The 12,933-nt window shown below is 45.9% G+C and carries 17 protein-coding genes and 1 tRNA gene; 3 read left to right on the forward strand and 15 right to left on the reverse strand.

Annotation, left to right across the window (positions count from 1 at the left end; genetic code table 11):
* Window positions 1-163: 163 nt before the first annotated feature.
* Together AC6ESO_RS26395 and AC6ESO_RS26400 are read right to left on the reverse strand one after the other, a co-directional pair.
* Complete coding sequence (locus AC6ESO_RS26395; protein WP_497094003.1) at window positions 164-604, reverse strand: CBS domain-containing protein; 441 nt, start codon at window positions 602-604, stop codon at window positions 164-166.
* A 108-nt stretch (window positions 605-712) separates the two neighbouring features.
* Window positions 713-1,798, reverse strand: a complete 1,086-nt coding sequence (locus tag AC6ESO_RS26400; RefSeq protein ID WP_494819606.1) for an LCP family glycopolymer transferase — start codon at window positions 1,796-1,798, stop codon at window positions 713-715.
* Window positions 1,799-1,978: 180 nt separating this feature from the next.
* Between AC6ESO_RS26400 and AC6ESO_RS26405 the strand changes: the two genes are divergently transcribed.
* Window positions 1,979-2,332 carry a magnetosome magnetite crystal formation protein family gene (locus AC6ESO_RS26405; protein ID WP_494819607.1) on the forward strand — a complete coding sequence of 118 codons (354 nt, stop codon included), beginning with the start codon at window positions 1,979-1,981 and terminating at the stop codon, window positions 2,330-2,332.
* Window positions 2,333-2,394: 62 nt separating this feature from the next.
* Here AC6ESO_RS26405 and rpsR read toward each other — a convergent pair whose 3' ends face one another.
* Genes rpsR through rpsF form a run of 3 tightly spaced genes read right to left on the reverse strand, consistent with a single transcriptional unit; the run spans window position 2,395 to window position 3,551 of the window.
* Complete coding sequence (rpsR, locus tag AC6ESO_RS26410; protein ID WP_090574546.1) at window positions 2,395-2,673, reverse strand: 30S ribosomal protein S18; 279 nt, start codon at window positions 2,671-2,673, stop codon at window positions 2,395-2,397.
* 18 nt (window positions 2,674-2,691) lie between these two features.
* Window positions 2,692-3,225 (reverse strand): single-stranded DNA-binding protein, encoded by a 534-nt coding sequence (locus AC6ESO_RS26415; protein ID WP_091224676.1) that lies wholly within the window; start codon window positions 3,223-3,225, stop codon window positions 2,692-2,694.
* 41 nt (window positions 3,226-3,266) lie between these two features.
* Window positions 3,267-3,551 (reverse strand): 30S ribosomal protein S6, encoded by a 285-nt coding sequence (rpsF, locus tag AC6ESO_RS26420; protein WP_210664068.1) that lies wholly within the window; start codon window positions 3,549-3,551, stop codon window positions 3,267-3,269.
* A gap of 240 nt (window positions 3,552-3,791) precedes the next feature.
* On the opposite strand from rpsF, the gene AC6ESO_RS26425 reads away from it, so the two are divergent.
* Complete coding sequence (locus tag AC6ESO_RS26425) at window positions 3,792-3,971, forward strand: YjzC family protein (protein ID WP_494819608.1); 180 nt, start codon at window positions 3,792-3,794, stop codon at window positions 3,969-3,971.
* Between the two features lie 408 nt (window positions 3,972-4,379).
* On the opposite strand, the gene AC6ESO_RS26430 is transcribed toward AC6ESO_RS26425, so the two are convergent.
* The 3 genes from AC6ESO_RS26430 to AC6ESO_RS26440 form a co-directional block, all read right to left on the reverse strand.
* Window positions 4,380-4,470: transfer RNA gene (locus AC6ESO_RS26430), tRNA-Ser, on the reverse strand.
* A 60-nt stretch (window positions 4,471-4,530) separates the two neighbouring features.
* On the reverse strand, window positions 4,531-4,773 hold the full coding sequence (locus AC6ESO_RS26435) for a DUF951 domain-containing protein (protein ID WP_497094004.1): 243 nt from the start codon (window positions 4,771-4,773) through the stop codon (window positions 4,531-4,533).
* A gap of 59 nt (window positions 4,774-4,832) precedes the next feature.
* The gene (locus AC6ESO_RS26440) at window positions 4,833-5,072 is read right to left on the reverse strand and encodes a putative Se/S carrier-like protein (protein WP_494819610.1); all 240 of its coding nucleotides are present in this window, start codon (window positions 5,070-5,072) and stop codon (window positions 4,833-4,835) included.
* A 152-nt stretch (window positions 5,073-5,224) separates the two neighbouring features.
* On the opposite strand from AC6ESO_RS26440, the gene yyaC reads away from it, so the two are divergent.
* Complete coding sequence (gene yyaC / locus AC6ESO_RS26445) at window positions 5,225-5,818, forward strand: spore protease YyaC (RefSeq protein WP_494819611.1); 594 nt, start codon at window positions 5,225-5,227, stop codon at window positions 5,816-5,818.
* Here the strand turns inward: yyaC and AC6ESO_RS26450 are convergent.
* The 7 genes from AC6ESO_RS26450 to mnmG all read right to left on the reverse strand — a co-directional run bounded on the left by AC6ESO_RS26450 (window position 5,787) and on the right by mnmG (window position 12,903).
* The gene (locus tag AC6ESO_RS26450; protein WP_497094005.1) at window positions 5,787-6,284 is read right to left on the reverse strand and encodes a DUF4446 family protein; all 498 of its coding nucleotides are present in this window, start codon (window positions 6,282-6,284) and stop codon (window positions 5,787-5,789) included. The two genes, yyaC and AC6ESO_RS26450, sit on opposite strands and share 32 nt — an antisense overlap.
* 30 nt (window positions 6,285-6,314) lie before the next feature.
* The gene (locus AC6ESO_RS26455) at window positions 6,315-7,487 is read right to left on the reverse strand and encodes an aminotransferase class V-fold PLP-dependent enzyme (RefSeq protein WP_497094017.1); all 1,173 of its coding nucleotides are present in this window, start codon (window positions 7,485-7,487) and stop codon (window positions 6,315-6,317) included.
* A 121-nt stretch (window positions 7,488-7,608) separates the two neighbouring features.
* Window positions 7,609-8,460 carry a ParB/RepB/Spo0J family partition protein gene (locus tag AC6ESO_RS26460; protein WP_494819613.1) on the reverse strand — a complete coding sequence of 284 codons (852 nt, stop codon included), beginning with the start codon at window positions 8,458-8,460 and terminating at the stop codon, window positions 7,609-7,611.
* Complete coding sequence (locus AC6ESO_RS26465; RefSeq protein WP_091224667.1) at window positions 8,441-9,214, reverse strand: ParA family protein; 774 nt, start codon at window positions 9,212-9,214, stop codon at window positions 8,441-8,443. Before AC6ESO_RS26465 ends, AC6ESO_RS26460 begins: the two co-directional genes overlap by 20 nt.
* Window positions 9,215-9,308: 94 nt before the next feature.
* Window positions 9,309-10,130 carry a nucleoid occlusion protein gene (gene noc, locus AC6ESO_RS26470; RefSeq protein ID WP_497094006.1) on the reverse strand — a complete coding sequence of 274 codons (822 nt, stop codon included), beginning with the start codon at window positions 10,128-10,130 and terminating at the stop codon, window positions 9,309-9,311.
* A gap of 158 nt (window positions 10,131-10,288) precedes the next feature.
* Window positions 10,289-11,011 carry a 16S rRNA (guanine(527)-N(7))-methyltransferase RsmG gene (rsmG, locus tag AC6ESO_RS26475; RefSeq protein WP_497094007.1) on the reverse strand — a complete coding sequence of 241 codons (723 nt, stop codon included), beginning with the start codon at window positions 11,009-11,011 and terminating at the stop codon, window positions 10,289-10,291.
* Window positions 11,012-11,013: 2 nt separating this feature from the next.
* Entirely contained in the window at window positions 11,014-12,903 is a 1,890-nt protein-coding gene (mnmG, locus tag AC6ESO_RS26480) for a tRNA uridine-5-carboxymethylaminomethyl(34) synthesis enzyme MnmG (protein ID WP_497094008.1), read from the reverse strand.
* Between the last annotated feature and the right edge of the window lie 30 nt (window positions 12,904-12,933).

Consider the following 12,933-nt stretch of genomic DNA (forward strand, 5'->3'; position numbering starts at 1 on the left):
CCGTTCACCTCTTGCTGATTTACTAGTACAGAACTAATGATTTACTCCCCATTATATCATAAAACAATTCCGGCAACACAGGGGCCTTGTCCACTGGGGGCTCTGCGATCCGCGCAATGGAAACGAAAAAACGCCGCCCTCTGGATTGAGGACGGCGTTTGATTTAGCCGGCAGCCATTTCTTTGCTGGCTTGTTTATGTTGATTTAAGATAAGTGCTTCACAGTAGTCGATAATATCACTCCGACGCACGATGCCGATAAACCGGTTCATGTCATCCACGACAGGCACAAAGTTCTGAACCTTTGCCAGGGAGATTAAGTCTTCCATATTCGCGTCAATTTGGACGGCCTTGTTCGTCATGCGCATCTGTACATCTGTCAGCTTCACTTTATTCGTCTGATCAAAGGTCGCTTGCGGATTGTTCTTCATATACCACAGCAGATCGCCTTCAGTAAGTGTGCCTGCATATCCGCCCTGATTGTCGAGTATCGGTACTGCCGTGTAGCGATGATGCTCCATCTTCTCCAATGTTTGACGCAAGGTTGCATCGAGCGTCAACCATACTACCTCTTGCTTAGGCAGTAGAAAAAAAGCAATATTCATGTTGCGTTCCCATTCCCTTCTACTTTGTCTTCCCTGTTCGTGAAGAGCTCCGGGCCTAGCTGCAGCTTGACGTACGCCTTCGAATTTCATCTAAGCGCCGCATTGCCGTTAATGCTTCTCTGATGCTGCTTTCGTTTTCGACGACAACGACTGCACAGGCTTCTGATCTTTAACCTGGTATTCCTCCGGAAGCGGCAGCTCTGCTTTCGTTTTCGCTGGATCCAGCCATGCCTTAATTAACTGTTGCGTAGCAGCCAAATCTTCTTCGTCCGCAAAATAGTACCAAGCGCCGTGATTCACCTTACGATGTCCATTGCCCTTCAGCGTGTGGCTATAAATCGTGCGGTTGTCGCTTTGCAGCATGCTCTTCGCCAAATCAATCATATGCTGCGGTGTTAAATCCGTCGTAAAATTCTCACCCATAATTGAAATAAGTTCAGGAATCTTCGTCCACTGCTGGACATGCGAAGCTTTAGCCATGATGGCGTTTAAGAACTGCTGGTGACGTCCTGCGCGGCTTGTATCGCCGCCTGCATCTTCACGGTACCGAACAAAGTTGAGCGCTTCAGTGCCATTGTAGAGCTCTTTACCGGCCTTAACGACGAACTTCTCGTGATCGGGATCGTCATTGACGAGATCCTCCGTAATCGGAAGTGCGATTCCGCCCATGGCGTCAATCACTTCACGGAAGCCGGTAAAGTTTATTGTAGCATAATGATCGATTGTGTTGTTGAACAACCTTTCGACCGTTTCAACCGACATTTTCGCGCCACCAAAAGCATAGGCATGGGTGATCTTATCTTCCCATTGTTTGCCGGACTTCGTTGTTTTGCCTACGATTTCGACATACGTATCACGGGGAATGGATACCATTAGAATGGCGCCATCCTTGGGTCTGATGACGGTATAGATCATCGTATCTGAGCGTCCTATCTCTTTGTCCCTCTGATCGACGCCGAGGAGCAGCATGGAGAATGGCTCCTCCGGTTTGTACGTTGTTTTGACCGGCTCATGGCCCTCTAATGGCTGATACGAATTCTCCAGCCTGTCCTTAACCGATCCGGATAAGAACGTATCAAAGCCCCACATCGCCAGCGCATTTCGATTGAAATAGCCGACTGTTCCTGCAAGTACGACAATAACGAGGATCGCTGCCAGCCATTTATACGTTCGTCGTGATTTTCTCGGTTGCATATTCGTCGTAACGCTCCATTCTCTACAAATCTATTTACACGCGATTTCCTTATTCTAAACGATTAGGCGAAACCGAAAGTTACAAATGGTTTACGATTTCCTTTGTCATTTATGGGGATTTCAACCAAGCATAGTTTGGCCAAAGCCCGAATACATACCTACAAAGGAGGGAGCGTCATTATGCAAGCACCGTTGTTTGGTCCTGATCCATCATCGACAGGCATTGACCCTAAGATCGTCGGGTTGCTTTGTTATTTGGGTAGCTTTGTAACCGGTATCTTGTTTCTTGTGCTGGAGAAGCGAAGCAGCTTCGTGAAATTTCATGCCATGCAATCGATCCTCGTCTCTGTCGTACTGGTTGTCCTTAATATTGTGCTCGGCTTTATCCCGTTTATCGGCTGGCTTCTTGGCATTTTACTTGCTCCGCTGTCATTTATATTATGGATTGCATTAATGCTCCTCGCCTTGCAGGGCAAAAGGTTTAAGCTTCCCTTTATCGGCGATTATGCTGAACAGCAAGCAAGTAAGTTTTAACAGGTGACTGCTTATATGCACGCAAAAAAAGGCAGCCAAATTGGCTGCCTCTTGATTACGTCCTATTCCGTTGTGTAAGGCAGCAACGCTACTTGACGGGAGCGTTTGATCGCTACAGTCAGAAGACGTTGATACTTTGCACTTGTTCCAGTTACACGACGTGGCAAAATTTTGCCGCGCTCGCTGATAAATTTACGAAGCAGGTCCGTATCTTTATAGTCAATGTGCGTAATTTTGTTAGCTGTGAAGAAACATACTTTACGGCGTTTGTTACGGCCTTTACGACCGCCGAATTTGCGTTCTGGACGCTCGTCGCCACCATCTCTTTGCTTAAAGCTCATGTTCATCCGTCCTTTCAATTAGAATGGCAAATCATCTTCCGATATATCGATCGGGCGTCCGTCATCTGAGAACGGATCACGACTATTGTTGTTCCTTGGTGTGCCTCCCGAACGGCCTCCACCCTGTGGATTACCACCGCTGGTGCCACCTTGTGAGTTGCCTCCACCGTAGTTACCGTTTCCGCTGCCATAGCTTGCCGCACCCTCATCACGCGGACCATTCTCACGGTTACCGGACTCCAAGAAACGCACGTTATCAGCAATAATTTCAGTCACGTAGACCCGCTTGCCTTCGTTGTTCTCGTAATTCCGTACCTGGATACGGCCTTCAACCGCAGTTAGGCGGCCTTTGCGTAAGTAGTTCGCACAAGTTTCAGCGAGCTGACGCCAAGTTACGATCGGAATAAAATCTGCTTCCCGTTCGTTTTGACCACCGCTCGTAAACGGACGATCCACCGCAAGTGTAAATTGCGTTACCGCAACACCTGCCGGCGTATAGCGCATTTCAGGATCCTTTGTTAATCTACCGATGAGAATAACACGGTTCAACATCGTTTATCGCCTCCAATCGAAACATCCTTGCGTTGATGAGACTAAGCTACATCTTTAACAACTAAGAAACGGATAACTTCATCCGTAATTTTCATGACGCGGTCAAGTTCAGCAACAACTTCTGGAGTTGCGTTGAAATGTACCAGTACGTAGATACCGTCACGAATCTTGTTGATTTCATACGCAAGGCGGCGTTTACCGATCACGTCATGCTTTGTGACCTCTCCACCGTTTCCGATGATTGCTTGGAACTTGTCAGTCAAAGCTTGTACCGACTCTTGTTCCACATCCGGACGAATGATGTACATCACTTCGTATTTGCGCATATGTTTCACCTCCTCTTGGACTATGCGGCCCCCTAAAAGGGAGCAAGGAGCGAGTTAATTTCTCGCATACCTGAATACTATACCAAACTTAGTCCCTTCTTGACAAGTGTTGATTCCGGTCATTCGCCTGCCTCATTCTTCCGTTCATGTTCCTCCCTCATTTGTTGCACACTAATGATCAGGACGGAATCTCTGCGTCGTCCTCATTTGTGCAACCGCACTGGAGGTGTAATTTCATTAATGGGTGAATGGACAGAATTTCGAGAAGGCGACCGTGCGCCAAACGACGGGCTGTATATTGAAATTGGCGAAGCATCTTTTCATATGGGTGTTAATCATCCGCAGAAGGTAAGATTGGCGAAGGGTGACAAGTTTCCGGCCCTTTCAAACAAGGACCGCAAGTGGAAACGAATGTACTGATTTTTTTTGAATCTGCTGTATAGAAGAAAAACAAGCTGCGCATCATAGTTGTGACGGTGTAAAGAGAGGTGTGGTTCCGTTGAACCCATACATGTACGAACCTCAAGGAGATCTTGTCCACTCAGCATAGAAGCGGAGGGATGTGCCAAAGACCAGTGTCTGTAACACACGCACACCGACTAAAGATCGGTGAACCGAGGTTTCTTACGAAGAGCTTGTAGTGATGACTGTTTTCTAAATCAAACACCGTCGGAGAAGGGCTCGCAAGAGCCCTTTTTTCCGTTGTGTCTACGACACAGGAAACAAAGGGTTCTTGCAGACCCTTTTAAGCACCCATCCCGTCTCGAAATGAAAAACATTAATAAAAACAAAAAAACGACCCGCTAAGGTCGTTGATTGATTGAAATATGGCGGAGAGGGTGGGATTCGAACCCACGCACGCTTTGACACGCCTAACTGATTTCGAGTCAGCCCCCTTGGGCCTCTTGGGTACCTCTCCATAAAGGTGAATCAGCAGAACAGAATTTATCTTAACACGGGGCTCGTCCAATTGCAAGCATTAATTGCTTGATGTTCCATTGAAGCTTTCTCCCTCATTTAAGCCCTCTTCAGCCTTCGAACGAAGCACCTTTTTCAAGTTTTTCTCGAACTTCGCACGCGGTATGAGAACGCTGTGTTTGCAGCCGACGCATTTGATTCGGATATCCATCCCCATACGAATGATCTCCATCTCATTTGTTCCACATGGATGCTGCTTCTTCATTTGTACAACATCGCCCAGTTCAAACTGCTTCCTCTCCATAACAGTCCGCTCCCTTTCCCCTAAAGCTGTTTCTACTCTCTATCGTATCCCTTTAAGCCTCATAACTCAATGGGCTCGTACCGATCTTCAATCTGTCTAAATATTCCCCTAATTTCAACACTCTCTTGATTGATGACATCCTTCACGACTAGCAAATCACTCTCCGGAAAATGAATGGATAGTGCACAGCCCGCAGTAATTTGCTTCGGCGTCGGACAAATATCTATTTCAACCTCGGCATATTCTAATAGCATTTCCGCCCGCAGAGCCTGCTGGGTGGAGTCAAAAGCAATGAGCATGCATCTGCGCCTCCTGATTGTTTTATTGCAGGTTCGTTAGTTATACAAGTATAAAATGGTTGTCCCAACCATATACTAGTAACCAAGTGATAACAACTGTTTCTCTATCGATCGGGTTGTTGGAATTCATAGAGTTGGCGGGAGGAGAATCTATGAAATTGCCAGGAATGAAAGAAGCACCGCTCAAAGTACCGTACACAGAACCTAACATTACAGGACTACTGATGAACCGCATCACGTACCTTTTAGACAACGTCCCTGCTGATCGTAGGCTTGTTGTTGTATGTGTAGGTACTGACCGTTCCACAGGCGATTCACTCGGCCCGCTTGTCGGTACTTCTCTCAGCAAGTATCGGAGCCCCTTCTTCGATCTTTATGGCACCCTCGAGGAACCTGTTCATGCAATGAACCTGGACGAAACTTTGATCGACATTAATAAGTTTGTCCGCAAGCCTTTTGTCATCGGCATTGATGCCTGCTTGGGTCAAGCCGCTAGTGTCGGCTGTATTCAAGTCGGTTCTGGTCCGGTCCGTCCGGGTGCCGGTGTTAATAAAGATCTGCCGCCGGTTGGTGACATCCATATTACGGGCATCGTGAATGTCGGCGGATTCATGGAGTATTTTGTTTTGCAAAACACTCGGCTTCATCTAGTTATGCGGATGTCTGATATTATTGCGCATAGTCTTTTCTTATCGATTATGAAATGCGTGCGCCCTACTTCGATTCCCGCTGCGACGCAAGACTAATCGCTTCTTTTTCTTCCGGGGTTAGCGGATATTTCGATTGTCCTTCTTGCACCGGCTTGGCGTAGACGAAGGTGTTCTCTCGGCCGTGAATGCCGCTTAGTACCATACCGTCTTCAGCATCATCAATCACTGCTATTGAGAAGCTCAGATCATTGCCTCGTTCTGCAAAAGCATTATAGCGATGAATACCGATGTTGCCTTTCTTCTTCTTCAATGTATCATTGAGCGTATGAACGTTTTGTTTTAGTTTGTTCTGTCCTTCTTCCTGAGCATTAAGACGCTGCTTCAGTTCCACAATGACGCTTTCCAGCTCTTCGACCCCTGCACCGCTCATAAACTGCGTGTAACTTTTACGCAGTCGCTTCAACTTGCTGCCGATGACAAAGCTGCGTATCAACAAGATCAGAACAACAACAAGCAGTCCAACTGTTATCCAATCGGACGGTCTTTCAATCAGTTCATTCATGATGTCTTACTCTCCCCCGTTTAAAGCACATTAGCTGTATTGCTGTTTTATTTCCTTCACAGCCGCTATAAGCGCATCAACCTCTTGTTTAGTCGTGAAGCATCCCACACTTGCGCGTATTGCCCCTGTTTCTTTCGTCCCCGCAATTGCATGTGCGAGCGGGGTACAATGGAATCCGGTTCGAACGGCAATCTGATAATGCTGATCCAGAATAAATCCAATCTCGGATGGATCTGCTCCGGACAACACGAAGGACACAATTCCGGTCCGAGGTTTGCCGAGTTCCGGACCAAGGATGTGAACGCCGTTCAAAGCATGAAGTCCCTCCATCAATTGCTGTGTCAGCATCCATTCTCTAGTATGGATGTTTTGCACCGTCTCATGCAGAATGTGCTGCACACCAGCCTTCAACCCATTAATTCCAGCAGCATTCTGAGTACCTGCTTCATACCTGTCAGGACGAACAGTCGGCTGTTCAATCGCCTCCGATTGACTGCCCGTACCGCCGTGCAGGAGGGGCTCCAGCTCTACGTTGGGGTGAATATATAACCCACCTGTCCCCTGCGGCCCCAGCAGCCCTTTGTGGCCCGGAAACGCGAGCATATCGATTCCCATTCGCTCCACGTTAATATCCAGTAGTCCGGCTGTTTGAGCAGCATCAACAAGCAGCTTTATTCCTCGTTTGCGCGTGATCTCACCAATGTCAGCAACAGGTAGTATTGACCCTAACAAATTCGAGCTATGGTTCACAATAACAAGCTTTGTGTTCGGCTGAATTGCCGCTTCAATTTGTTTCGCGTCCAATTCCCCTGCTTCATTTGGTTCTACATAACTAACCTCAACACCATTTACTCGCTTCAGATATTCCAGTGGTCTCCGTACGGAATTATGTTCCACTGAAGTGGCGATTACATGATCGCCGTTTCTCAGCATTCCTTTTATTGCAGTGTTGAGGGCCATTGTTGTATTTAAGGCAAATGCAATATCATTCGGATTAGATACCACGAATAACTTTGCCAATGCTTTTCTCGTATTGAACAGAATTCTGCTTGCCCGAACAGCCATCGCATGACTGCCTCTTCCAGGGTTTGCACCATCATGTTCCATTGCTTCCACCACAGCCTCAATTACCCCAGCCGGTTTTGGCCATGACGTCGCCGCATGATCAAGATAGATTAAACCCTTATCCGTCGTCTTCTGCATCATTTCATTCCTCCTCTAACCAATACGCCGAAACCCTTATAATGCTAACAATAGCATACTCGAATGGCACCCCTACTTCAAACGGGGATTCCCAATCGAGTATGCTATTTGAGTTTTGGTATTAAGATAGTTGTTGCAGCAATTCCAATAACCGTTCTAAATCCTGTTTATTATAATAGAGGAGTTCAATACGACCTTTATCTTTCTGCTGTTTAATCTTTACCGTTGTCTTGAATTGTTCGCGAAGCGTTTCTTCAAGCTGATCGATGTAAGGATCGCGTTTTTTAGAAGATTGCGGTTTGTTTTTCTCAGCTGTTGGCTGATCCAAGTTTTTGATCGCTTCTTCTAATTGACGCACACTCCACTCATTCGTAATGGTTAGTTCAGCAAGTTCTTTTTTGCGTGCATCTTCCTTCACACCCACAATTGCCCTTGCATGCCCCATCGAAATTGTTCCACGTGAAACATTATCTTTGATTTGTTCAGGCAACGACAGCAAGCGCAGAAAGTTTGCGATGTGTGATCTCGACTTACCTACCTTCATGGAAAGCTCTTCTTGTGTCAGATCGAATTTATCCATGAGCGCTTGGTACGCAATTGCCAGCTCCATTGCATTGAGATCTTCGCGTTGAAGATTCTCGATCAATGCAATCTCCATTACCTGTTGATCCGAGAAATTGCGGATTACAGCTGGAATTGTTGGGTTGCCACAAAGCTGCGATGCACGGAAACGTCTTTCACCGGCGATGATTTCATACCCTTTTAGTACAGTACGAACAATGATCGGTTGAATGACTCCGTGTTGTTTAATGGATTCTGCGAGTTCTTTAATCGCATCATCATCAAACGTTTTACGCGGTTGATATGGGTTGGGACGAAGCTGTGTTAACGAAACTTCAACAACTTTATCATCTTCGCTTACAGATAGCGATGGGATAAGCGCATCAAGTCCTCTACCTAGCCGCTTGCTCATACATAATCACTTCCTTCGCGAGTTCAAGATACACCTCTGCCCCCTTGGATCTTGGATCGTAAGTTATGATGGATTGTCCATGTGAAGGAGCTTCGCTTAAACGGACATTTCTCGGAATAATTGTTTGGTACACTTTTTGTTGAAAATATTTCTTAACCTCTTCGATTACTTGAATGCCTAGGTTTGTCCTAGCATCAAACATCGTAAGTAAGACACCTTCAATTTGAAGTGTAGTATTCAGATGTTTCTGAACTAGACGTACTGTATTTAATAGCTGGCTCAGACCCTCCAGCGCGTAATATTCACATTGAATAGGAATGATAACAGAATCAGAAGCCGTTAAAGAGTTAATTGTAAGAATACCCAATGAAGGAGGGCAATCAATAAGAATGTAATCATATTGGTTTTTAACCAGGGCAAGCGACTTCTTCAAGCGCTGCTCGCGTGATATTGTAGGAACAAGTTCAATCTCCGCACCGGCCAACTGAATCGTAGCAGGTATTATATTAAGTCCTTCAATATTAGTAGAACAAGTAGCATCTTTTGGGTGAACATCATTAATAAGCACATCATAAATACAATGTGCGACATCTGCTTTATTAATTCCAATTCCACTCGTCGTATTGCCTTGTGGGTCAATATCTACGAGCAATACTTTCTTGCCAAGCGACGCTAGACAAGCACCTAGATTAACGGACGTGGTCGTTTTCCCGACACCGCCCTTCTGGTTCGTTATTGCTATCGTTTTAGACAAACCGTTCACCTCTATGCTGATTACTTTAATGAAGCCTTATGAAACGATTAAATGACGATGCCGTCCCTAGTTCGGACGGCTGTTTGAATCGCTATTATCGTTTCGGGATTTTAATTACGATCTCGTAGTGATCCTCGTAATCTTGTTCATTGGTCTTAATTTGCAAGCCCGATCCCGAAACCATATCAATGGATTGTCTTATTGTATTAAGCGCCAAACGTACATCCTTTGTAAAGGAGACCCGCTTTGGCTTTTTTGACTTAGTAGCTTCTTTATAGAACGCCACTCGAGCTTCCGTTTGTTTCACGTTCAGCTCTTTCGAAACGATGTCGTCCAATACCTTCAGTTGAAGCTCTTCTGTATCAAGTGATAGCAACGCCCTTGCATGGCGCTCCGTAATTTTACGTTCCATTAGAGCATTCTTAATGGTATCACCAAGACCTAGGAGCCTAATCTTGTTTGCAATTGTCGATTGGCTTTTGCCTAAACGTTGAGCTAGGCTTTCTTGCGTAAGATTGTGAAGATCAATGAGCTTCTGATAAGCGACCGCTTCCTCTATGGAAGTGAGTCCTTCACGCTGAAGGTTCTCAATCAGAGCAATAGAAGCAGCCTGAGAATCATTAAATTCACGTACGATTGCCGGAATCGTCTCAAGGCCGAGCTTTTTAACTGCACGATAGCGCCGTTCGCCTGCGATGATTTCATATCTCCCACCACGAACCCTGACAACGATCGGTTGAATAACGCCGTGTGTGCGAATGGTTTGACTGAGTTCATCAATACGATCATCGTCGAAGACAGTCCGCGGCTGATAAGGACTTGTGTCCACATCTTCAATTGGAAGCTGCTTTACTTCATCTTGACTTACACTTTTGGAATCACTCAATCCGAATAAACGTGAGAATTGTTCTTTCATATCGTCAACTACCACCCGATTTCAAAGTGCCGAGTATTGTCGTTCCTACTATAATTCGCCGGCTGTAAGTTGATTTCCTGCTTGACAGACATTTATTATCGAAACAATTGTGACTGCCAGTAAAATGTTCCACGTGAAACAATATCAATCCATAATCACTATATAATAGGTTGTTTCAGCGGTAAACCTGCTTTTCTTGGATACTTCGCAGGCGTAGTCCCAAGTTTCTCCATAAGGAGGATATGGCGATCTGATTGCTCGAAGGGCAGCTTCAAATGTTCTACGGAAGTAAGCTTCGCCTTCAACTCAACCATACTGCGTTTTGATTCACTTACTTCCTCAGCAGGATCGGATCCTTTCATTGCAGCGAATACGCCACCCTTTCGTACAAAAGGAAGACATAACTCATTTAAGCCGCTAAGCCGTGCAACGGCTCTCGCGGTTACAACATCATAGGCATCACGGTGATTAGCGAGGCGCGCGATATCTTCGGCACGACCATGAACACATTCCACATTCTGAAGACCCAGCGCTTGCACGACATGTTGCAGGAATTGAATACGCTTGTTTAAGGAATCCACAATTGTAATTTTAAGATGCGGGAAGCAAATTTTCAATGGCAGGCTCGGAAACCCTGCACCTGAACCAATGTCCGCAAGTGATGACACTTTGTCCATTTTCACAAAGAAAGAGAGAGTCACGGAATCGTAGAAATGTTTCTCGTACACCGCTTCTCTCTCCGTAATGCCTGTTAAATTCATTTTTTCGTTCCATTCCACAAGCAGTTCATAATAGGTATGGAACTGCTCCAGCTGGAGCGGCGAAACTGCCACTCCATGCTCTTGCAATAATTCAGTAAACCAAGTTTCGGTTGCGTTCATACTTACCCCCGTGCTGCGATAACCTTATTGTAGTGTTCTAAATAAACGAGCAGAATTGAAATGTCAGCCGGTGTTACCCCGCCAATCCGTGAAGCTTGCCCAATCGACAACGGGCGTATGTTGGATAAATTGGTTTTCGCTTCTTTGGAGAGATTGTTGACCGCCATGTAATCAATATCTTCTGGGATTCGCTTCTTCTCCATTTTAGCAAGACGCTCCACCTGCAATTGTTGTTTCTCGATATAACCGGCGTATTTAATTTGAATTTCAACTTGCTCCTTCATATCATCGGTAAGCACTTCCGATGATGGAGAAAGTTGATCAATAATGTCATACGAAACTTCCGGACGTCTCAATAAAGAAAGACCATCTGTCGTTTGTTGAATCGGCGTAGACTGAGCTTCCTCCAGCAGTTGCAGCGTTAATTCGTCAGGACGAATCTTAACTGTTTTCAAACGCTCGATTTCTTGCTCCACTAATCGCTTTTTCTGTGTGAACTTCTGATACCGCGCTTCCGAGATCAAGCCAATCTCATAACCAGTCGGAGTCAAACGAAGATCGGCATTGTCATGTCTCAACAATAAGCGGTATTCTGCGCGCGAAGTAAGCAAGCGGTACGGTTCTGTTGTACCTTTTGTCACCAAATCATCAATGAGCACGCCAATATAGCCTTGCGAGCGTTCAATGATAACTGGCGGTTTCCCTTGCGCTTTACGTGCTGCATTAATTCCAGCCATAACGCCTTGTCCCGCTGCTTCCTCATAACCGGATGTTCCGTTAATTTGTCCCGCTGTGAATAAACCCGGAACAACCTTCGTTTCCAATGATGGCCACAGTTGAGTCGGAACAACAGCGTCATACTCGATTGCATAACCCGTACGCATCATTTCAACTTTTTCCAATCCTGGAATAGAACGGAGAATGCTCAACTGCACATCCTCAGGCATACTTGTGGAGAGGCCTTGTACATAATACTCCGACGTATTCTTCCCTTCCGGCTCTAGGAAGATTTGATGTTTTGGTTTATCGGCGAAGCGTACGATTTTATCTTCAATGGATGGGCAATACCGCGGACCTGTTCCCTCAATAGCACCGGAGAACATAGGAGCACGATGAAGATTATCGTTAATAATCTTATGCGTTTCCTCAGACGTGTACGTCAACCAGCAAGGAAGCTGCTCATTGTCGGAGTATTCCGTTTCATAGGAGAAAAATTTCGGTTTCTCGTCGCCGGGTTGAATCTCTGTTTTGGAAAAATCGATTGTATCCTTATGCACGCGAGGCGGTGTGCCGGTTTTGAAGCGTACAAGCTGCAAGCCGAGTGAACGCAAGCTCTCGGACAGTTTAACCGAAGGCTGTTGATTGTTCGGCCCGCTCTCATACATCAGCTCACCCATAATCACTTTTCCGCGCAGATAGGTCCCCGTCGTTACAACTACGGTTTTCGCCCGATACTCTGCACCGGTCTTCGAAATAATCCCTACACAGGCTCCATCCTCAATAATGAGCTCCTCCGCCATCCCTTGACGAAGTGTCAGATGATCGGTTTCTTCGATCGTTTGTTTCATGAAATGCTGATAAAGAAACTTATCCGCTTGTGCACGCAGCGCGTGAACAGCTGGTCCTTTACCCGTATTAAGCATCCTCATTTGGATAAACGTTTTATCAATGTTGCGTCCCATTTCCCCGCCAAGCGCATCAATTTCACGCACAACATGTCCTTTGGCCGGACCACCAATCGACGGATTACATGGCATGAACGCCACCATATCTAAGTTAATTGTAAGCAACAGCGTCTCACAGCCCATTCGCGCAGCCGCAAGTGCAGCTTCAACACCCGCATGACCGGCTCCAACCACAATGACATCAAAATCTCCTGCATGATATCCCATTACTTTATCCCTCCTTGCCTTTACAACTAA

This window comes from Paenibacillus rhizoryzae (assembly GCF_059686995.1).